This window comes from Marinomonas foliarum, assembly GCF_003337275.1.
Classification (GTDB): domain Bacteria; phylum Pseudomonadota; class Gammaproteobacteria; order Pseudomonadales; family Marinomonadaceae; genus Marinomonas; species Marinomonas foliarum.
Genome location: NZ_QPJQ01000024.1, coordinates 1 through 20885, shown reverse-complemented (window position 1 = coordinate 20885; position 20885 = coordinate 1). Strand labels below are relative to the sequence as shown.

Sequence of the window (20885 nt, the reverse complement as noted above, 5' to 3'; positions counted from 1 at the left end):
TCCTGAATGTAGATGGTATTTTCTCAAGTGTTTTCTCAGCTGTTTATTAAGTACTGGCTTGAGTTAGCTTGGGTTTATAGCTATTCTGATACCTCAACTTAAGTTTAGGTCAAGCGTTAAATGCGAAAAATAATAATGCCTGAATGGATTTCAGTGGGAGTGTTAAGTGAAAGAACTGGTGTGTCGGTGTCGGCTTTGCATTTCTATGAAAGAAAAGGGCTAATCAAGAGCCAAAGAAATACATCTAACCATAGGCAGTATCCAAAGCATGTCATTCGGGTTGTTTCTATTATTCAGGTTGCTCAGCGAACAGGCTTTTCTTTGGAGGATATTTTATTGGAGCTTGAAGGGTTGCCCAATCGCACCCGCGTTACTATAGATGATTGGGAGGCGTTGGGCGCCAGATGGCAAAATGAGCTTGATAAGAAGATCACCCAATTGGTTGAGCTGAAAGAAATGATGGCTGATTGTATCGGTTGTGGTTGTCTTTCTCTGGAAAGGTGTCGGCTTCTTAACCCTTATGATGAGTTGGGTGAGAAAGGCACTGGCCCAATGCTCATGACGAAATAGGCAGGGCTTCTTTGTCTAGCGTAGAGAGTGGATTGGTTTATATGCAAGATAATATTTTTTTGATCCATAAAAAAGCCCCGCAAGGCGGGGCAAAAGTATTACACCGTAAATTCAGTTAGGCATCTCTAACGTGTATTCGTTAGTGAATTAGAGATCCGCCATTAACATCTACTTCGGAGCCAGTTACATAGCTTGAAAGATCTGACGCTAAGAATAAGCAGCATCCAGCAACTTCTTCAGCTTTTCCTGCGCGAGCCATTGGTATACCTTCCATTACTTTGGCATACATCGCGTCATCCATTTTTCCAGCTGTTATATCCGTTCCAATAAAACCTGGGCAAATAGCATTTGAGCGAATATTAGAAGGAGCCAGTTCGCGAGCCATGGCTTTTGTTAGACCTAGAACACCTGCTTTTGCTGCAGAATAATGCGGACCACCAAAAACACCACCGCCACGTTGAGCTGAAACAGAAGAGATATTCACAATAGAGCCGGTTTTTTGTGTTCGCATAGCAGGAATAACAGCTTGGCTCATCAAAAGAGTGCCGCGAAGGTTTACATCTAATACCGCATCGTAATTCTCACCTTTGATGTCCATTATTTTTAAAGGCTGGGTTATTCCTGCATTGTTCACTAATATGTCAATGCGTTCCCACTTTTCTAATAATGTTGCGACAGCGATTTGGCAGTCTTCTTCCTTGACGACGTTACAAGCTAAGCCTATGTGTTGAGTGCCAAGGTCCGCTGCAGCTTCGATAGCTTGATCAAGATTAAGGTCTAGGATGGCGACTGTTGCGCCGTGTTCAGCAAATAATTTTGCTGTTGCTTTACCCAAACCATTTTTAGATGCCGCGCCAGTAATAATGGCGAATTTACCTGAAAGAATACCCATTGATAGATCCTTATTTGTTTAACCACATTTTTATTTTAGTAAGCATGGCGGATACGGAAATGCCGTATTGGTCGTGCAGTACAGGAAGGGCACCGGCATCTAAAAATTCATCCGGTAGCGCTATTTGTTTTAATACTGGGAACACCTGATTTTTCATGAGTGTCATTGCAACGGCTTCACCCAAACCACCAATTTCAGTATGGTTTTCAGCAACAACAACTAGGCGTCCTTTTTTTGAGCATTCTTTAATAATGGTCTCAGTATCAAGGGGCTTAATAGTTGGTGTATGTAATACACTAACGCCAATATTATCTGCTTTTAATGTATTAGCTACTTCAAGAGCCCGCATAGTCATGAAGCCTGATGAGATGATTAGCACATCGTTGCCTTCGGTCAGGTTTTTTGCTTTACCCAATTCGAATTTGTAATCGTAATCTTGAAGTACTGAAGGAACTTTACCGCGTAGTAGTCGCATGTAAACAGGCCCGTCATGAGCTGCAATTACTGGTACTGCTTGAGCTGTATCAATTGCGTCACAGGGGTCAACGATCGTCATATTCGGCATGCCGCGGAAAATAGCGACGTCTTCGGTTGCTTGATGACTTGGTCCATACCCAGTCGTTAGTCCAGGTAAGCCACAGACTATTTTTACCGGTAAGTTGTCCTCCGCGATTGCCATGCAGATGAAATCATAGGCTCTTCGGGAAGCAAAGACGGAATACGTTGTGGCAAAAGGGATAAAGCCTTCTTTAGCCATACCAGCAGCGGCACTAAATAGTAGTTGTTCGGCCATGCCCATTTGATAAAAACGTTCGGGATGCTTTTGTGCAAATACATGTAAATCCGTGTACTTAGCAAGGTCAGCAGTTAAACCTACAATATTTTTTTGTTCGTTAGCCAACTCGGCTAATGCGTGACCGAATGGTGCGGATACCGTTGGCAAACCTTCTGCACCAAGTGAGGCAATCATTGCAGATGTTAATTGGCGTTCTTCAGCAGGAACTGGTTTGCGAGGCTCCCATTTAGATGATCGACGGCTCATACTCATGCTGGTTTTCCTTCTTCTAAAACATTAAGGGCTTTTTCCCATTCATCGGCTTCAACTCGGACAAAATGGGTTATTTCACGCTCCTCAAGAAAAGGAATGCCTTTACACATTTTTGTGTTGCAAATGATTACCCGTGGCACGGGTTGATCATGATTTCGAGCCTTGTCAAATGCCTCGACCACTGCATCCATATCATTGCCGTCGATACGTTGGGTAAACCAGCCAAAGGCTTCCCATTTTTTATCTAGGGGTTCAGAGGATAGTGTTTCTGTTGAGGGGCCATCGGCTTGTTGATTATTGAAATCGATAATACAAATTAAGTTATCTAGCTTGTGATGGGCGCCAGACATCGCAGCTTCCCATGTGGAGCCTTCACCTAGCTCTCCATCAGACATCAGATTATATACAAAAGAGTCTGAATGCTTCGCTTTAAGGCCTAGCGCCATGCCTACAGCAATTCCCAAGCCATGGCCAAGCGATCCGCCTGTTATTTCCATGCCAGGCGTGTAAGAAGCCATTCCAGACATAGGAAGGCGGCTATTGTCTGTTCCGTAGGTTTCTAATTCATATTCCGGAAGTACTTCTGCTTCAAGTAAAGCCGCATATAAGGCAATAGCGTAATGGCCTATTGATAAAAGAAAGCGGTCACGACCCTCCCACTCAGGATCTTCTGGACGGAATTTTAGAGCATGAAAGTAAGATGCAGCGAGCACATCGGAAACACCTAAGGCTTGACCTACATAGCCTTGCCCTTGAACTGCCCCCATAAGCACAGACTTTCTGCGAATATTCCATGCGCGTCGTGCGAGGCTAATCTGTTGATTAGTTTCTGGATTCATAATATCTCTCTCTTATTTTTAATTTACAAGCTACCTGAACTCGTGGAATTATTCTGCGCTGAGAGAAGAGGCTAGACAATTAGCATAAATTAAAGGTTAATTAAGCTGTACTTAACAAATTTCTATAATGGAGCCATTTATGTCGAGAGATCCTAGTCTGAATGGGATGATTTATTTTGAAGCTGTGGCACGTCATGGAAAAGTAGCCCGAGCTTCAGAAGAGTTAAATGTTTCGGCTTCCGCAGTTAGTCAACAGATTAAATTATTAGAAGAAATGCTTGGCGTTGCGCTTTTTAAACGCCATAAACGCCAGCTGAGTTTGACATTAGAAGGTGAGCGCTTGTTCATGGCTAGTTCGTCAGCGTTTGGTATTTTGAAAAATGCACGACGCGTTATTTCTCGTAAGCGAGATAGCCACCAGCTTATTGTAAAAGTTATTCCTAGTTTTGCTGTCAGGTGGCTAGGCCCAAGACTCCATTCTTTTATTACTCAGTACCCTGAGTGGGATTTGCGTATTGATGCAACACCAGACCCAACTAATTTTGAGCGAGAAGTTGTGGATTTTGACATTCGATATGGCCCAAGTGATTGGCCTGGATTGTATTGTTTACCTGTATTACATGACTATATTCTGCCAATGTGCAGTCCAGAGTATCGTGATTATTTACAGGGCTTGAATGGAACAATGGAGGAAAAATTACAGCAGACGCGATTAATAGATAGTGTAAAAGCTATGTTGCAATGGGAGGCTTGGTTAGCTCGTTTGCATTTTAGCCGGAATGCAGACGTCCCCGCAATTCGCTTTGATCGCTCTTCTATGGCTATTCAGCAAGCTGTAAATGGTGTTGGTGTAGTATTGGAGTCTACAACCCTAGCAGTAGAAGAGTTACTGTCTGGTAAGCTTGTTCCTGCTTATTCGGAAGTTGGGGCTATTAAAATCCCTGCTTACTGGGTAGTCAGCCCAAGTCAGCACCAAAGTCGAAAGCTTTATCAGTTATTTACGAATTGGTTGCTAGAAGAAGCGGAGGCACACCAAATTGTGACTTTGGATACACTAACTAAGCTAGGGGTTCAGGTTATTGAGGACCAAGTTATTGATGAATTGTTAAATCCTCATTAACAACTCACCTGCATTTAACAAGTGAGTTGTTTTGGGTTGGCCTGATAGTCTTGTTTAATAAATGATTAGGGATGGGACATAGCTAATTAGTGCAAGTACTCCCAAAGCCATTAGATAAAAAGGGAGCAGCTCTTTAACAACTGCACCAATAGATACTTTGGCGATTGAAGAAGATATATAAAGGGTTGTCCCAACAGGCGGGGTATATAAGCCTATAGCTAAGTTTACTACCATAATAAGACCCAATTGCACTGGATCTAGCCCTATTGAAGCTGCAATAGTTGAGAATAAGGGCGTCAGTAATAATACCGCAGCTGGCAAATCCAAAAACGTGCCAACAATTAGCATAATAACATTCATCGCAAGAATGACCATCCAAGGTTCAGAGATAGTAGCCGTTACCCAAATGGCCAAATTTTGAGGTACTTGCTCAAGTGTTAGGATCCACTGAATAATCGACGATGCCATAATTATGACCATCACCGCGCCAGTCATAACGCCCGTATCTATGGTTGCCTTAATAATGCATTTGACACTTAGGTCTTTATAGATAAATAAGCCTATTAATAAAGCGTATCCAACAGCTAATACGCTAATTTCGGTTGGTGTGGCAATACCAAAGCGTAGCGTTCCTATTACAAAAATAGGCATAAAAATTGCCGGTAACGCGTGCAATAGCTGTGCTCTCCACTGCTTAAACCCGCCTTCAATAGGGGAGCTTTTATAGCCTCGTTTGACTGCAATCAACCAGACTAAAAGTAGCATCCCCATACCAAGTAAAATGCCCGGAAGAATACCTGCTACAAATAAATCAATAATGGATGTATTGGAAGAAAGACCATATAAAATCAATGGTATGGATGGAGGAATTAAGACCGATACAGTGGAAGAGGCTGCATTTACAGCTCCTGCAAAGCCTGCTGAATAACCTTCCTTTTTTTGGATGGGGATAAGGGCGTTACCAAGGGCGGATGCATCAGCAACGGCAGATCCTGAAACGCCACCAAACATGACAGAACCCAAAACACTCACATGACACATGCCTCCTCTCAGACGGCCAACAAACATTTTTGCACACTCAACTAAGTAAGTGCCAAATTTGCCTTGCATCATGAGACTCCCCGCTAAGATAAAGAAAGGAATAGCGAGCATTGGAAAGCTCTGAGTAGGTGTATAGAGGCGCTGAGCCATAACTGCAAGCGGTTTGTTTTCTATAAACAAAGCAATGCCTGACGCGCCAATCATTGCATAAGCCACCGGAACTGAAGCCACTAGTAGTAGTGGAAACAGCCAAAGCAAAATAGTTGCCATAATTAGATCCCTAGCTGTAATTATTGTTTTCAGGATTTCGATTGATACTTTCTTTGCTTAGTAAGTAATCAATGATATTGAGTAGAGATATAGTAGCTATTAAGCTAAATGCGAATACTAAGCTTGAGTAGCCATATATTTGTGATAATCCTGTTTCTGCTAACTTGGTATATTTCGATGCCTTGATTACTGGCATGGCGTAGTGCAAAACGCTTACGCAAGTTGCACCAACGATAAGGTTGACCATAATAAGTACTATTCTTTGAATAGAAGCAGGAAGGGCATTGACAAGAGAGTCTATTGAAATATTACCTTTAAGTGTAGAAGCAAGCACCATGCCAGCAGCCACAGCCCAAGGGAATAGAAGCTGAGGTAGCTCGTAAGCCCATGAAATACCTTGATCAAAAAGGTAGCGTAAAAACACATTCGCAAAAATAGCTAAAAACATCGTGCTAAAGCTAATTAAGATGATGCCTGCACTGACAACATAAATACAGCGACGTAGTGTTAAAGAGAAGCAAAGAAGTCTGCCGGGCAATTTGCCCGACGAGACTTTTACACTTCCTTTGGAGGTGTAGTCATGCATATTATTGTTCCGAAGCTAGTTTTAATTTTCTAAGGAAATCACCGTATTGAGTTTCATATTTCTCGTATACAGGTGCTGTTGCTTTAACAAAAGCATCGTAATCAACCTCTGTGATTATAGCTCCCTCGGATTTTAAGACTGTTTTTAATCGCTCTACTTCAAACATATTTCTTCCGCGCTGGAACCAGCCAGCTTGCTTGGCAGACGTAGAAATACAATCTTGAGTTTTACTGTCTAGACTTTCCCACCATGCCAAGCCAGCAACTACAGGTGTGCTCTGGTATTGGTGTCCTGTCATTGATATGTAAGGTGTAATTTCATGTATCTTGGCTGAGTATATATTCGTCAGTGGATTTTCCTGTCCATCGAATGCTCCACTACGAAGTGAGGTTGGGAGCTCGCTCCAAGCTAATGGTGCTGGGTTAGCTCCTAATGTCGCAAATATATCTAGAGCGACTTCATCTGGTGGGGTGCGAATTTTCATCCCTTTTATATCGTCAGGGGTGCGAATGGATTTCTTGGTATGAGTTACATTTCGGAAGCCGTTATCCCAAAAAGTAACAATCTTAAGTCCAGAGCTTTGGGCTTTTCTGTCTAGCTCTTGACCAATTTCGCCATCAAGTACTCTCCAGACATCAGTTTCAGATTTGAATAAGAAAGGAAGGCCGAGAGTTCCCACTTCTGGAACTATTTGAGCTGTGGTGCCTTGCGAGTTTGCAGACATATTTATAATGCCTGCTTGAGCGGATATTAACTGTTCTGCATCATCGCCCATCGTAGCTGAAGGTGCTACTTGAACATTAAATTGACCGGAGGTGCATATAGGGACTAGTTTAGCAAACATTTCAGCGGCTTCGTACCGAGGGTTTCCAGGGTTTGCGCCATGAGCGAAAACAATTGTATTTGCTAATGCGGTTGAAGAGAAAGCTGCTGTAACACTAATGTAAATAAAGTTTTTGGCAATAAGATTCATCTGAACTCCTAGCTTATGCTAATTATTTTTATCTTTCGTTCAATATGGCATTGGCTTCAATATATCGAGTTACCCGTATGCCATATGGTTAGTATTGATGGAAAGTTTATCTCTTTGCAATGAGGTAAACTTAAAGAAATGTTAAGCTAAGCTTAACGTTTCTTTTGTGCCTAAGGTTCAAACTGTTATGTTTGGCTAAATTGTGTTCTCGTAGAGCGTATAATTTTTTATGTTATATGTAGGCCTTATTTTGGGTTAAATTGCCCCCTTGGCAAGGGCGGGGGGAATTAGTTTGGATAGACTTTGAGTTTGATAATGAAGGTGTAATTTGTTTTTTTATATTGTTAAATCAATTGTCTATGGATATTAAGTCGCTTTTTAAAACAGGGTCTTGGAGTGTGGTATTCTTAAGTTTGGCCAACTTATAAGGCTGCGATTGGGAATGTACCATTTAGGCTGGAGATTTAAAAATGCGTTTGAGGCTTTTCCTCTATTTTGATCGGGGTAAGCATAATCTGAGGTATGTCGCTATGAACTTATTGCCTTATTTTTTGTTACGTATAAAGCAAAAGGGTGGTTTGGCTATCAGCCTGCTGTTGGAAGAAAAAGCTTACACTAATGATGTTATTGAGTTTCACAAAGCTGGGTTATGAAAATTCATTATGGTATGGCGCAATGGCAGCACCCTGCTTGGGTTAATTGGCTTTATCCCACGTCTTTACCAACAGGGGAGCGTTTGGGTCGGTATTCACACGTGTTTTCTACGGTTGAAGTTGGTAGTACTTTTTACACCAAAGTGGACGATGCACAGTTATTTCGTTGGTACGAGTCTGTTGTTGATGGATTTAAATTCAGTTTCAAAGCCCCTCAAACCGTGACCCATCGATTAATAGAGCGTTCTTGGAGTGACGTTCAGCACGATTGGTTAGCTTTTATGCTTTCCTTGCAACCGTTACAGGCTAAGCTTGGTCCAACCATGTTGCAGTTCCCTGCTATATGCGATGAGCGTGCTTTGGACACTATTTTTGCCCTGTGCGATATGTGGACGTTATCTACACCTTTATCTGTTGAAGTGCGTCATCTAGCCTATTTTAATAAGTCTCAGACAGAACGACGTTTTTTAGCAGGATTGTCTGATCGTGAAGTTAATCGTGTGGTAATGGACTCTCGGCCTGTTTTTTCGACAGATGCTTATTGTGAAAGTCTGATTGATGCACAGAAGAAGAAACCAAGAGTGCCTTGCCATCCTGTGGTTACAGCCAATCATCCTGTGGTGCGTTTCATTGGCCATCCTGATTTGCCACGCAATGAATTATGGCTAGACCAATGGGCGGCAAAATTGTCTCAGTGGTTGTCACAAGGACTTACCCCAAGTGTGTTTGTTCACTCATCCGATAATATTGCTGCGCCAACCTTGGCGGCGCAATTGGATGAAAGAGTTCGTATTTTAAACCCTTATTATCAAAGTGCTTTGGCTTTACCGCACAGTCAGGAGCAGGTTAGTCTCTGGTGAGATGATTTTTGAGTTTAATAAAGTTGGTGTAGTGAGAGGGTGTTATGTATTCGTTAATATTTTATGTGCCTGAGTCGCATTTGGAGTCTGTAAAGCAGGCTGTGTTTTCTGCTGGTGCGGGCGCTATGGGGGATTATGATTCCTGTTGCTGGCAAGTAAAAGGGCAGGGGCAGTTCCGTCCTAGAAAAGGCGCTACGCCATTTCTAGGTAAGCTTGATGAGTTGGAGTTTGTTGATGAATATCGAGTCGAGATCGTTCTGGATGATGAGGTAAAGGCTGGAGTGCTGGCCGCATTGTTATTGGCTCACCCCTATGAAGAGGTGGCCTACCACTTTATTCCGATACAGTATTGAAGTGAATCGTATCTTCGTGAAAGCCGTAATGGCCTTTTTTATGATCAGCGATGAAAAGTTCGATGGTTTTACTGACGCTGCTAAAGGCCAGTTCATCCCAAGGGATTTCATCAAGAGCAAACAAGGCAACTTCGGAGCTTTCTTCAGTTGTATGAAAGTCATCTCTTTCTAATTGTGCGATGTAGAAAAGGTGAACTTGGTTGATGCGAGGGATGCTAATCATGCTAAATGCTTGTTTGCATATGGCGACTGAGCCGCTCTCTTCTAGTGTTTCTCTTAACGCACCTTCACTGGTTGTTTCTTGGTTTTCCATGAAGCCAGCAGGTAATGTCCAGAAACCTAGGCGTGGTTCAATGTTACGCCTGCAAAGCAATATTTTGCCGTTATAAAGCGGGATGGTACCAGTGATTAGCCTAGGGTTGTCGTAATCGATAAACTCGCAACTTGGGCAAACCGCACGTAGTCGATTATCCCCGGCAGGGATGGTCATATTGACGGCGTGACCGCATTGCGGGCAGTATCTCATGATATTTCCTTAACGCTTTAGCTGAAGTTTTGCGTATTTAACGACTTTGTCTTCGATTTCTTGGATTTCAATCATGTAGTGCCCAACCCATAAGCTAATAGGGTGTTCAGGGATGAATTCCAGCGTTTCGATGATAAGACCATTTAATGTTTTTGGTCCGTCTGTCGGTAAATGCCAATCCAATGTTTTGTTTATTTCTCGAATGTGTGTCGAGCCTTCAATTCTAAATGACCCGTCGTCCAGTGTCTGAATTTCTTCATCTTCGTCTTGTGTTGGTGGCGTAAATTCACCCACGATTTCTTCAAGTACGTCTTCTAATGCAGCAATACCCTGAACATCACCGTATTCATCAACCACGATACCCATTTGCTGGTGGTCTTTCTGAAAGTTGAGCAAGACCGTATTCAGCGAAGTGCTTTCAGGGATGAAATAAGGTTCAACCGTTGCTTTTAATAGCGCGGCTTTGGATGGTGTGGGATCGCGAAGGAATACTGCTGCATGACGTGCGTGCAAAATGCCGATTACCTTGTTAATTTCGCCATTATATACGGGCATGCGCGTGTGTCTGCTTTGACAGATTTGCTCAATGATTTCTTCAATAGAGTCTTCAATATCTATGCCGATAACTTCGTTTCGAGGCACCATGATGTCTTCAACAGAGACTCTTTCTAAGTCGAGTATGGATATCAGCATTTCTTGGTGGGCCGCAGGGATTAAGCCACTAGCCTCATTTACGACGGTTCTTAATTCTTCGGAATCAAGCGTGTCGTGATTCTTTTGCGATGCATGCACACCGATCAAGCGTAAAAGCCCATTAGATAAGCCGTTCACTAGCCATACGAGTGGATAGAGTACTTTGAGTAAAATTGCAAGAATCCAAGACGCGGGAAAAGCGATTTTTTCTGGGTGAATCGCCGCCAACGTTTTTGGTGTGACCTCTGCAAAAATTAGTACCACCAAAGTTAGTGCCGCCGTTGCGATGGCTACACCAGCGTCTCCCCACAGGCGTACAGCAATGATGGTTGCTATCGCGGAAGCTAGGATATTAACAAAGTTGTTTCCGATTAGGATGACGCCAATAAGTCTATCTGGGCGTTCTAAAAGAGTGTTTACTTTGATTGCAGATCGGTTCTTGTTTTTCACAAGGTGTTTTAGTCGATATTTGTTTATCGACAACATCCCTGTCTCGGAACTCGAAAAGAAAGCTGAAAGTAAAATAAGACAAAAAAGTATTCCACCAAGAACACCTAAGGGTACTTCGTTCAAAAAGGGATCGCCTCGATTATGTAGATAATTGGATTATTGGTTCTTAAGATCTGACTGTCAAACATACTTTACATCATGCGCTGTTAATATTGTAAAATTTGCAGCGCAATTTTGCTGCCAAAGTAGCCAAGCATGAGTAAGAAAAAGCCACTCAGAGTCAGTTTTACCGCTAATTGTCCGCGCCAGCCAGCTATGTATCTGCCAAGAAGTAAACCCGCAAATACGAACCAAGAAGCAATTGTAAAAAATGTTTTATGGACCAGATGCTGAGCAAACATATCCTCAATGAAGTAAAAGCCAGTAGCAATTGTGATGGTCAGCAAAATAAATGCGGCCCAAATAAATTCAAACATCAAGCGTTCTAGGACCTGCAGTGGTGGCACTCTTAATAGTTGCTTCAGTTTGTGGTGCCTAAGTTGATACTCCTGCATAGCAAGTAAAATCCCGACGCCACAAGCGGTAGCGAATAAGCTATAAGCGACCGAGGCAATAAGAATGTGAGCGCTAGTGCCCCAAGAGTTGCTGTGTAATTGAGTCAAATTCCATGGTTCAATAGCATTCAGGGCAATGATAATGGCGCTAAGGGGAAATGCGGTGCCAAGTAGCAAAGACAAATCTTTGTTACGATTGCTAAGCCATAGAAGGCTGTTGCCAATTAACGCAATGAGCAAGCCAATTGTTAAAAAGTTAAATCCATCACGATTTAGCAGTATTTGTGTAAGCGCAAGGGTGTGGGAAACGATCGCAATCGCACCTACATACTGTGTATAAAGGCTTTTCTGGCGAATAAAATACGCTGTGCCAGCAATCAAACAAACAATACAAGCAAGCCAAAGCGATAATTGAGTCATGAAACTAAAGGTTCCGCAGGGTAAAGGTATAGGGTGTAAATCATTTATCCGTTATAATAGAGGCAATTTCACCTTGGATAAACTGAAACTGTAGGTTTTTTCCATTTAGAGTCAAAATTTGAGGGCAATATGTTCGACAATTTATCGAATCGCTTAACTTCCTCGCTTGATCGTATTCGAGGTCGAGCTAAATTAACTGAAGACAACATACAAGAAGTGTTGCGTGAAGTGCGTATGGCTCTGCTTGAAGCTGACGTTGCTTTGCCTGTTGTTAAAGATTTTATTGCTGCGGTTAAAGAGCGTGCAATAGGAACCGAGGTTTCTAAGAGTTTGAGTCCAGGTCAAGTCTTCCTGAAAATCGTTAAACAGGAACTTGAGAATGTCATGGGGCAGGCTAACGATGGCCTAAACCTTCGTGCCGCTCGACCAGCAGTTATCCTACTGGCTGGTCTGCAAGGTGCGGGTAAAACAACATCTGCTGCCAAGCTTGCTAAGTATTTGAAAGAGCGTGAGAAAAAATCCGTCTCAGTTGTGAGTGCGGATATTTATCGTCCTGCCGCTATTAAACAGCTTGAAACTCTGGCTGGAGAAGTGGGTGTTGATTTCATTTCAAGCGACTTGTCTCAAAAGCCAATCGATATTGTTAATAATGCTATCGACTTCGCTAAGAAAGCGCATAAAGATGTTTTGATTGTCGATACAGCAGGCCGTTTATCTGTCGATGAAGATATGATGGCTGAGATCAAAGCGCTTCATGCTGCTGTTAATCCAATTGAAACCTTGTTTGTTGTCGATGCAATGACAGGTCAAGATGCTGCTAATACGGCCAAAGCGTTTGGCGATGTATTGCCGCTTACTGGTGTTATTCTTACCAAGACAGATGGTGATGCTCGTGGTGGTGCAGCGTTATCTGTTCGTCACATTACGGGCAAACCGATTAAGTTCTTAGGCGTGGGTGAAAAAACGGATGCCTTGGAGCCTTTCCACCCAGATCGTTTGGCTTCTCGTATCCTTGGTATGGGCGATATGCTTTCCTTAATAGAGGAAGCAGAGCAAAAGATAGATAAAGATAAAGCTGAAAAACTTGCAGGCAAACTAAAGAAAGGCAAAGGCTTTGATTTAGAAGATTTTAAAGAACAGCTTCAGCAAATGAAAAACATGGGCGGAATGACCTCCATGTTAGATAAGCTTCCAGGCATGGGGCAGCTGGGCAATATTCAAGATAAAGTGAACGACAAAATGTTCGTTCAAATGGAAGCGTTAATTAATTCCATGACACCCGCTGAACGCCGTAATCCCGATGTAATTAATGGTTCTCGTAAAAAGCGTATTTCAACAGGTGCTGGCCTACAGATTCAGGATTTAAATCGTTTGCTTAAACAACATAAGCAGATGCAGAAAATGATGAAGAAGATGTCTGCCAAAGGTGGTATGCAAAAAATGATGCGTGGCCTCGGTGGAATGATGCCTGGAGGTCTTCCTGGTGGCGGAGGTTTCCCTAAATAAGGGGGCTATTTGCTTGTTTTTATTGGATGGACTAAAAAAACTTCCAATTAAAGTGAAAGGGCGAGTAAATCGCCCTTTCGTTTTTCTAGTTTATCGACTAGAATATGCCGCCTTCTTGTAGTATGAGTCAAAAATTCGACTCGGCAAGGGGTGTTTCGTTAAGCAATAAGGAACCAATCATATGGTAACTATTCGTCTTTCTCGTGGTGGCTCTAAAAAGCGCCCATTCTATCACTTGAACGTGGCTGATAGCCGCAATGCTCGTGATGGTCGTTATATCGAGCGTTTGGGTTTCTTTAACCCTGTTGCTCGTGGTCAAGAAGAACGTCTACGCATCGATCTAGATCGCGTAAACCATTGGGTTAGCCAAGGCGCTCAACTTTCTGACCGTGCTGCGCAGCTTGTAAAAGATGCTAGCAAAAGCGCTTAATACTGAGGTAATGCTATGTCTGAGTTAAAACAAGCGGCCGCTCCTGAGCAAGCCCTTGTGGTTGGACGCATTACATCAGTATATGGTGTTAAAGGGTGGGTGAAGTTATATTCGCACACCGACCCAATGCAAGGAATCTTTGATTACAAGCATTGGTGGTTGAAAACTCCTAGTGGGTGGAAAACCTTAGAATTAAGCCAAGGCCGTCTGCAAGGGCGTGGGTTGGTGGCATCCGTTAAAGGCTATAGCGACAGAGATCAAGTAAAAGAGATCTGCGGTATGGATGTTTATATTGATGCAGCAGAGCTACCAGAATTGGACGAAGGTGATTATTACTGGAGTCAACTGGAAGGTCTGAGGGTTATTACCAAAGAGGGAGTCCTCTTAGGGAAGGTTTCTCAACTTATGGAAACTGGTGCGAATGATGTGATTGTTGTCCGCGCGTGTGAAGGTAGCTTTGATCGTGAAGAGCGATTGATTCCTTATGCTCCAGGAACTTATGTTTTAAACATCGATTTAGAACAGCAGGAAATGGTAGTTGATTGGGATCCAGAATTTTAAACAGATAAGCTGAGGTCACAACGTGAAGGTTAGCGTTATATCGCTCTTTCCGGAGATGTTTCAGGCCATTACCCAATATGGAGTAACAGGCAGAGCCATTAAGTCTGGGTTGGTTGAGGTGGATTTTTTTAATCCCCGTGACTTTACTCATGACAAGCATAAGACTGTAGATGATCGACCTTATGGTGGTGGTCCAGGGATGTTGATGAAAGTTCAGCCTCTCAAAGATGCCATTGCAAGTGCCAAATTATCGGTGCCCAATGCAAAAGTTATTTATCTATCCCCCCAAGGGCGTACGCTAACGCAAGAAGGCGTGCAGCAACTTGCTAAACAAGCAGAATTTATTCTGGTAGCAGGTCGCTATGAAGGCGTTGATGAGCGTTTGATTCAATCTGAGATTGATGAAGAGTGGTCAATTGGCGACTTTGTCCTAAGTGGTGGCGAGTTACCGGCTATGGTGCTAATGGATGCTGTATTTCGTATGGTTCCAGGAGTATTAGGAAAACAAGCGTCTGCGGATGAAGATTCATTCTCTGATGGTTTGTTGGATTGTCCGCATTATACTCGCCCAGAAGTACTAAATGGCGAACCAGTGCCATCAGTGCTGCTTAGTGGCAACCACGAGGAGATTAGACGCTGGCGATTAAAGCAAAAGCTCGCAAGAACTTTTCAGCGCCGGCCAGACCTTCTGCAGAACCTTGAGTTGGACAAGGAACAGCAGTTGTTGTTAGAAGAGTTTATTCGCGAAACTGAAGATTCAACCTCGGCAGAGTAGGAATTGCGAGCTTGTCAGAAAGAAGAACCTTCGAGCTGATAAGAAACCATATCATTAGGAGTCACATCCATGAGTAATAAAACTAAACTGATTCAGCAGATAGAAGCTGAACAAATGACAAAAGAAGTCCCAGCCTTCGGTCCTGGTGATACTATTGTTGTTCAAGTTAAAGTTAAAGAAGGTTCACGCGAGCGTCTACAGGCTTATGAAGGCATTGTAATCTCTAAGCGTAACCGTGGTCTTAACTCAGCATTTACCGTTCGTAAAATTTCTAGCGGTATCGGTGTTGAGCGTGCTTTCCAAACGTACAGCCCTTTGGTTGAAAGCATCGAAGTTAAACGCCGCGGTGACGTGCGTCAAGCTAAGATCTACTACCTACGCGAGCGTTCTGGTAAATCTGCACGTATCAAAGAAAAATTGGCTAAACGTTAATTTTTTCTTATTAAAAAAAGGCGACGTCAGTCGCCTTTTTTTATGGAACTAACCCCCTGTCGTATGGCCTAATGGAGACTGTTTTATCATGTCTTTGGGGTTTTCATGAAGCGTTCTTTTTTGTGTATCTTTCGTTCTGCTGTGGCAGGCGCATTTCTTTTCTCATTTTCCACTATCGTATTTGCTGATCAAACTGCTGTTTTATCCGCTATTCAAAATGCATTACCTCAATATGAAGTCGAAAGCGTTAATCTGCATGATGATGCAGGCTTGTATGTTGTCGCTCTGAAAAATGGGCCCACACTGCACGTTACACAAGATGGTAAGTATTTTGTCGCTGGTGATCTTTATCGTATTGACAATACCACGCTTGAAAATGAAACAGAAAAAGCCAAGCTTGCTAAAATTGAGGCATTGCCTGAGTCACAAATGATTGTTTATAAAGCAAAAAGCGAGAAAGCGCATATCACTGTATTTACTGATGTAGATTGTGGCTATTGTCGAATGCTTCATAAAGAAGTTCCCAAGCTGAACGAGGCAGGTGTGACTGTTCGTTACTTGGCTTACCCAAGAGCAGGGGTTGGTTCTGAGACTTATACCAAAATGGTCAGTATATGGTGTTCAGCAGACCCTAAAGAGTGGCTAGCGCAAGCAAAGTTGGGAGTAGAAGTTCCTGAAAATAAATGCGTTAACCCTGTCGCTGAACAATATAAATTAGGTAATGAAGTGGGCGTTCGTGGCACGCCAAGCATAGTGTTGGAAAGTGGTGAGTTCTTACCAGGCTATTTACCTGCGGCTGAGTTAGTAAAACGCCTTGGGTTATAGTCTTATTGCGAAATATTCCACCAAACATGAGCCTTCTTCAGCCTTTTCTACGTTGGGTTTGAATAACACTGGCGTTATAATAAGTTAAATTGTCACTTAGTTAAGTGTCTTATAAAAATTAGATTATCTCTGTGGGGTATTGTTTTGAAACCGGTAAAAGTCGGAATTTGTGGGCTGGGGACAGTGGGGTCCGGTAGTTTTAACATTCTTCTTAATAATGCAGAAGAGATTACTCGTCGAGTGGGTCGCAGTATTGTTATTGAGCAGGTTGGTGCACGCCGTGATAATGACGCTTGTGATACCTCTAATATCAATGTTACCCGTGATATTTTTGATGTAGTCAACAATCCAGAGATTGATATTGTACTTGAGTTAATTGGTGGTACCACGGTTGCCAAAGAGCTTGTTCTTACCGCTATTGAAAATGGTAAGCACGTTGTTACTGCAAACAAAGCTCTGATTGCAGAGCATGGCAACGAAATTTTTGCTAAAGCCCAAGAAAAAGGCGTTATTGTTGCCTTTGAGGCGGCAGTTGCTGGCGGCATTCCTATTATCAAGCAAATTCGTGAAGGCTTGTCAGCCAACCGAATTGAATGGTTGGCTGGGATCATTAATGGTACAGGCAACTTTATTTTGACCGAAATGAGCCAGAAAGGTCGCGATTTTGAAGATGTGCTAGCTGAAGCTCAGGAGCTGGGCTATGCAGAAGCGGATCCTACTTTTGATATTGAAGGGATTGATGCTGCGCACAAGTTAACGATTCTTGCGTCCATTGCATTTGGCATCCCTTTGCAGTTTGAAAAAACCTACACAGAAGGCATTAGCCGTATTACTGCTGAAGATGTGTCATTTGCCGATGATCTTGGCTATGCAATCAAACATTTGGGTATTGCGCGTCGTTCTAAATCGGGTATTGAATTGCGTGTTCACCCGACTTTAATATCTCACAAACAGCTTTTGGCTAATGTTAATGGCGTTATGAACGCTATTATGGTTCAAGGTGATGTAGTTGGGCCGACATTGACATACGGTGCTGGTGCCGGTGCATTGCCAACAGGGTCTTCTGTTATTGCTGATGTGATAGATGTCGCTCGTACTTTAACGGCGGATCCAACGAATCGAGTGCCTCATTTGGCATTCCAGGCAGACTCTTTGTCTAGTGTTCAAGTGTTGCCAGTAGAAGAAATTGAGTGTGGCTTTTTCTTGAATATGACGATTAAAGACCGTGCTGGCGTGCTTGCAAATATTACGCAGATTTTGTCTGTGAATGACATCAGTATTGAGTCTCTTATTCAGCGTGAGCGTGAAGGCAGTGAGTTAGTGCCTTTGGTTGTAATGACTCATGATGTAAAAGAACGCAATATGAATGCTGCGATTGCGGCAATTGAAGCCTTGCCGGATGTTGCGGGAACAGTACAGCGAATCCGTGTTGAAAACTTGGCGTAAGAGAGAACAAATATGAAATACATTTCTACTCGTGGTAAAGCGCCAGCGCTTTCTTTTGGTGATGTGTTATTGGCTGGTTTGGCAAATGATGGTGGCTTGTATGTGCCAGAAACCTTACCTCATTACAGCAAAGAAGAGATCGCTTCTTGGGCAAGCTTAAGCTACCAAGAGTTGGCTTTCAAAGTGATGTGGCCGTTTGTGGAAGGCGATATTCCTGCAGACGCATTTAAGACTATGATTGATGACGCCTATGTGAGCTTCAATCATACATCTATTGCGCCTATGGTTCAGGTTGGTAACAACGAATGGATACTGGAATTATTCCGTGGTCCAACCTTGGCGTTTAAAGATTTTGCCTTACAGTTACTTGGTCGTTTGATGGATTATGTGCTGTCTGAGCGCAAGGAAAAGCTGGTTATTCTTGGTGCGACATCAGGAGACACTGGCTCTGCTGCTATTGAAGGTTGCCGTCATTCAGAGCATTTGAATATTTTCATTTTGCATCCATACCAGCGAGTATCTGAAGTACAGCGTCGTCAAATGACCACAGTTATTGACGATAATGTGTTTAATATCGCGGTAAAAGGTAACTTTGATGATTGCCAAGGCATGGTGAAATCGAGCTTTGCGGATCAGTCTTTCTTGAAAGGTGCTAAGTTAGGAGCGGTTAACTCAATAAACTGGGCCCGCATCATGGCCCAAATCGTTTACTATTTCTCTTCTGCATTGTCTGTTGGAGCTCCACATCGTAAGGTGTCTTTTTCTGTGCCAACAGGTAATTTCGGCGATATCTTTGCTGGTTACTTGGCGAAAAAAATGGGCTTACCAATTGATCAGCTTGTGGTTGCTACTAACCAGAATGATATTTTACATCGCGTGATCGCTGAAAATGACATGAGTCGTCAGTCTTTGAATGTCACCTTGTCTCCGAGTATGGATATCATGGTTTCAAGCAACTTTGAACGTCTGTTATTTGATGCTCATGGCCGTGATGGTGCGGCGATTGATGATTTGATGGCACGCTTTAATAAAGGCGATGTATCCTTAAATGATCAAGCTTGGTCTTTTGTTAAAGAGAACTTTGATAGCTACAAAGTAGATGATAAGAAGACATGTGATGTGATTGCAGATGTGTTCGCTAAAACGCAGTATCTTCTTGACCCTCATACTGCGATTGGTCTTGAAGCGGCTCGTCATTGCTGGAAAGATCCGTCTGTTCCTATGATTACCTTGGCAACAGCGCATCCTGTGAAGTTTCCTGAAGCTGTCGAAAAAGCTGGTTGCGAAACACCTGTATTACCTGAACACATGAAAGATCTTTTCGAGAGAGAAGAATCTTATGAAGTGTTAGATAACAGCTTGAGCGATGTTCAGGCGTTTGTTGCAGGTAAGATTTAGCTATAAATAATTCAGTAAGACTAATAATAACGGCCAATCTTTGATTGGCCGTTTCTTTTTCCTTCATACTTTTGCGCTTCTCATATGAATATAATTTTACTTGACCCTAAAAATACCCTTGGTGATGGCCTTTACGGGCTTTCTTCGCGTCAACAAACCCATGTTTCGAAAGTGATTAAAGCGCAACAAGGTGATGTTCTGCGCGTGGGAATGTTGAATGGAAAAATAGGGGAAGGGGTTTATGAACCACCAAGCGAAGATAGAGTTGGCTATATTCATTCGTTAAATTTATCTTCACCACCTCCAGAGCCTTTGCCTATGGTGCTGGTTATGGCTTTGCCAAGACCAAATATGTTGAAGCGTACTTTACAAAATATAACTGCCATGGGAGTGAAGGATTTATACCTTATTCATTCAGCCAAAGTGGAAAAAAGCTACTGGCAGAGCCCTGTTTTGCAGACTGAATCTATTCAGCAATGTTTGTTAGAAGGCCTAGAGCAAGCAAAAGATACGGTTATGCCTAACTGGACGCTTATTCCTCGTTTTCGTCCTTTTGTAGAAGATCAATTGCCGGCTATTTTGAAAGACAAAGTTGGGTTACTTGCTCATCCTTATTTAGCAAAGCGTTGTCCTATCGATATTCAACAACCTTGTGTTCTTGCTCTTGGGCCAGAAGGAGGGTGGAACGAGTTTGAAGTGAGTAAGTGGCATGAAGCTGGAATGAAATCTGTGCATTTAGGTGATCGTATATTAAAAGTCGAGACGGTTGTGCCTGTTTTGTTATCGCGTTTGTATCCAGCTTAATGTTTTGGAAGCATCTTTTATTATTTAATGTTGCTATTTGTAACGGTGAGGGATTATTTAAGGAGCTATTTAATCCTTTGGTGTAGCATGTTCTTATTAGCCATGTGCGAACTTGTGGCACGGGGTGGAGGGCGTGAATGACTAAATTAAATAATAAAACGAATACTGAAATAAATAATAAAGAAAAAACGTCTTTTCTCACTTTTTTATATGTTGGTAACACTGATGCTGTTTTTTCAGAAGATACTCGACGCGTCTTTATTATCAATCTTTTCACTTCTGTTGGCGTTTTATTCACACTTCCTTTAGGTGTCGTTTCTATATGGCAGGGTAAACTCCTTCTCGGGGTAAGTTTACTTGTTATCGCTATTTTATATTCACTAAACCATATTTATTTGCGTCGAACACATAATCATAAATTATGTGGGTATTTTGTAATTTACCCTTTGTATGTTTTGATGATTTACCTTGTTTATTCTGGTGGTGTAAATGGTACGGGTCATGTTTGGATTTACTGTATTCCTGCTGTTGCATTATTTTTACATGGTATGAAAAGAGGGTTAATCGAGTTAACCCTTTTTACTCTCGCATTAATTTTAGTTATGTATTTTATGGATAGCCGGTTTTCAGAGTTTGGGTATCACGAAACGTTAAAGTCGAGAATCCTTTTTTCGTTTATAGTTGTGGTTTTTCTATCTGGTATTTATGAATATTCAATGTCTCGTTTTAATCAAGAATTGAAAGAGACGACGACAAAGCTAAAGTCCTGAATTCAAGTCCGAAGTGCGACACTTTCACTTCAAGCAACTAAGCACATTTCTTTAAACACTACGGCTGGTTGCTTGAACCCTAAACACTTC

At 42.4% G+C, this 20885-nt stretch carries 24 protein-coding genes; 15 read left to right on the top strand and 9 right to left on the bottom strand.

Annotated elements, in window-relative coordinates:
- Positions 1-120: 120 nt before the first annotated feature.
- Positions 121-570, top strand: a complete 450-nt coding sequence (gene soxR / locus DFP77_RS12585) for a redox-sensitive transcriptional activator SoxR (RefSeq protein WP_114412633.1) — start codon at positions 121-123, stop codon at positions 568-570.
- 139 nt (positions 571-709) lie between these two features.
- Here the strand turns inward: soxR and DFP77_RS12580 are convergent, their stop codons facing one another.
- The 3 genes from DFP77_RS12580 to DFP77_RS12570 are packed head-to-tail and all read right to left on the bottom strand — an operon-like array spanning position 710 to position 3349.
- Positions 710-1462: an SDR family NAD(P)-dependent oxidoreductase gene (locus DFP77_RS12580; RefSeq protein ID WP_114412632.1), complete on the bottom strand. Its 753-nt coding sequence runs from the start codon at positions 1460-1462 to the stop codon at positions 710-712.
- A 10-nt stretch (positions 1463-1472) separates the two neighbouring features.
- Entirely contained in the window at positions 1473-2510 is a 1038-nt protein-coding gene (locus tag DFP77_RS12575) for a transketolase family protein (protein WP_114412631.1), read from the bottom strand.
- The gene (locus tag DFP77_RS12570; protein WP_114412630.1) at positions 2507-3349 is read right to left on the bottom strand and encodes a transketolase; all 843 of its coding nucleotides are present in this window, start codon (positions 3347-3349) and stop codon (positions 2507-2509) included. Before DFP77_RS12570 ends, DFP77_RS12575 begins: the two co-directional genes overlap by 4 nt.
- A 139-nt stretch (positions 3350-3488) precedes the next feature.
- Here DFP77_RS12570 and DFP77_RS12565 point away from each other — a divergent pair, with 139 nt between their 5' ends.
- Positions 3489-4469 (top strand): LysR family transcriptional regulator, encoded by a 981-nt coding sequence (locus DFP77_RS12565; protein ID WP_181858554.1) that lies wholly within the window; start codon positions 3489-3491, stop codon positions 4467-4469.
- Between the two features lie 54 nt (positions 4470-4523).
- On the opposite strand, the gene DFP77_RS12560 is transcribed toward DFP77_RS12565, so the two are convergent.
- From DFP77_RS12560 to DFP77_RS12550, 3 genes are read right to left on the bottom strand one after another with little or no spacing between them, the layout of a single operon-like run.
- Positions 4524-5780 (bottom strand): TRAP transporter large permease, encoded by a 1257-nt coding sequence (locus DFP77_RS12560; RefSeq protein ID WP_114412628.1) that lies wholly within the window; start codon positions 5778-5780, stop codon positions 4524-4526.
- Between the two features lie 10 nt (positions 5781-5790).
- On the bottom strand, positions 5791-6366 hold the full coding sequence (locus tag DFP77_RS12555; protein WP_114412627.1) for a TRAP transporter small permease: 576 nt from the start codon (positions 6364-6366) through the stop codon (positions 5791-5793).
- A 1-nt stretch (position 6367) separates the two neighbouring features.
- The gene (locus tag DFP77_RS12550; protein ID WP_114412626.1) at positions 6368-7339 is read right to left on the bottom strand and encodes a TRAP transporter substrate-binding protein; all 972 of its coding nucleotides are present in this window, start codon (positions 7337-7339) and stop codon (positions 6368-6370) included.
- 530 nt (positions 7340-7869) lie between these two features.
- On the opposite strand from DFP77_RS12550, the gene DFP77_RS19825 reads away from it, so the two are divergent.
- Genes DFP77_RS19825 through DFP77_RS12540 form a run of 3 tightly spaced genes read left to right on the top strand, consistent with a single transcriptional unit; the run spans position 7870 to position 9205 of the window.
- Positions 7870-7992: a hypothetical protein gene (locus DFP77_RS19825; protein WP_258861159.1), complete on the top strand. Its 123-nt coding sequence runs from the start codon at positions 7870-7872 to the stop codon at positions 7990-7992.
- Positions 7989-8852 carry a DUF72 domain-containing protein gene (locus DFP77_RS12545; RefSeq protein ID WP_114412625.1) on the top strand — a complete coding sequence of 288 codons (864 nt, stop codon included), beginning with the start codon at positions 7989-7991 and terminating at the stop codon, positions 8850-8852. Before DFP77_RS19825 ends, DFP77_RS12545 begins: the two co-directional genes overlap by 4 nt.
- Before the next feature lie 44 nt (positions 8853-8896).
- Positions 8897-9205, top strand: a complete 309-nt coding sequence (locus DFP77_RS12540) for a YqfO family protein (RefSeq protein ID WP_114412624.1) — start codon at positions 8897-8899, stop codon at positions 9203-9205.
- Here the strand turns inward: DFP77_RS12540 and DFP77_RS12535 are convergent.
- The 3 genes from DFP77_RS12535 to DFP77_RS12525 all read right to left on the bottom strand — a co-directional run bounded on the left by DFP77_RS12535 (position 9186) and on the right by DFP77_RS12525 (position 11848).
- Entirely contained in the window at positions 9186-9731 is a 546-nt protein-coding gene (locus DFP77_RS12535) for an NUDIX hydrolase (protein ID WP_114412623.1), read from the bottom strand. The two genes, DFP77_RS12540 and DFP77_RS12535, sit on opposite strands and share 20 nt — an antisense overlap.
- A 9-nt stretch (positions 9732-9740) precedes the next feature.
- Entirely contained in the window at positions 9741-10997 is a 1257-nt protein-coding gene (locus DFP77_RS12530; protein WP_114412622.1) for an HlyC/CorC family transporter, read from the bottom strand.
- An 83-nt stretch (positions 10998-11080) separates the two neighbouring features.
- A complete protein-coding gene (locus DFP77_RS12525) occupies positions 11081-11848 on the bottom strand; it encodes a cytochrome C assembly family protein (protein WP_114412621.1) in 768 nt (255 codons plus the stop codon).
- A 129-nt stretch (positions 11849-11977) separates the two neighbouring features.
- Between DFP77_RS12525 and ffh the strand changes: the two genes are divergently transcribed.
- From ffh to DFP77_RS12475, 10 genes are all read left to right on the top strand, one after another.
- Positions 11978-13354: a signal recognition particle protein gene (gene ffh / locus DFP77_RS12520; protein ID WP_114412620.1), complete on the top strand. Its 1377-nt coding sequence runs from the start codon at positions 11978-11980 to the stop codon at positions 13352-13354.
- A gap of 181 nt (positions 13355-13535) precedes the next feature.
- On the top strand, positions 13536-13784 hold the full coding sequence (rpsP, locus tag DFP77_RS12515) for a 30S ribosomal protein S16 (protein WP_114412619.1): 249 nt from the start codon (positions 13536-13538) through the stop codon (positions 13782-13784).
- A gap of 15 nt (positions 13785-13799) precedes the next feature.
- Positions 13800-14345: a ribosome maturation factor RimM gene (rimM, locus tag DFP77_RS12510; RefSeq protein ID WP_114412618.1), complete on the top strand. Its 546-nt coding sequence runs from the start codon at positions 13800-13802 to the stop codon at positions 14343-14345.
- Positions 14346-14367: 22 nt separating this feature from the next.
- The gene (gene trmD, locus DFP77_RS12505) at positions 14368-15120 is read left to right on the top strand and encodes a tRNA (guanosine(37)-N1)-methyltransferase TrmD (protein ID WP_114412617.1); all 753 of its coding nucleotides are present in this window, start codon (positions 14368-14370) and stop codon (positions 15118-15120) included.
- A 69-nt stretch (positions 15121-15189) separates the two neighbouring features.
- On the top strand, positions 15190-15552 hold the full coding sequence (gene rplS, locus DFP77_RS12500) for a 50S ribosomal protein L19 (RefSeq protein WP_012071433.1): 363 nt from the start codon (positions 15190-15192) through the stop codon (positions 15550-15552).
- Positions 15553-15657: 105 nt separating this feature from the next.
- A complete protein-coding gene (locus tag DFP77_RS12495) occupies positions 15658-16377 on the top strand; it encodes a thioredoxin fold domain-containing protein (protein WP_114412616.1) in 720 nt (239 codons plus the stop codon).
- A 144-nt stretch (positions 16378-16521) separates the two neighbouring features.
- Positions 16522-17823, top strand: a complete 1302-nt coding sequence (locus tag DFP77_RS12490; RefSeq protein ID WP_114412615.1) for a homoserine dehydrogenase — start codon at positions 16522-16524, stop codon at positions 17821-17823.
- Between the two features lie 12 nt (positions 17824-17835).
- On the top strand, positions 17836-19221 hold the full coding sequence (gene thrC, locus DFP77_RS12485; RefSeq protein WP_114412614.1) for a threonine synthase: 1386 nt from the start codon (positions 17836-17838) through the stop codon (positions 19219-19221).
- An 84-nt stretch (positions 19222-19305) separates the two neighbouring features.
- Positions 19306-20025, top strand: a complete 720-nt coding sequence (locus DFP77_RS12480; protein WP_114412613.1) for a 16S rRNA (uracil(1498)-N(3))-methyltransferase — start codon at positions 19306-19308, stop codon at positions 20023-20025.
- Between the two features lie 137 nt (positions 20026-20162).
- Positions 20163-20795: a hypothetical protein gene (locus DFP77_RS12475; RefSeq protein WP_181858553.1), complete on the top strand. Its 633-nt coding sequence runs from the start codon at positions 20163-20165 to the stop codon at positions 20793-20795.
- Positions 20796-20885 lie beyond the last annotated feature (90 nt).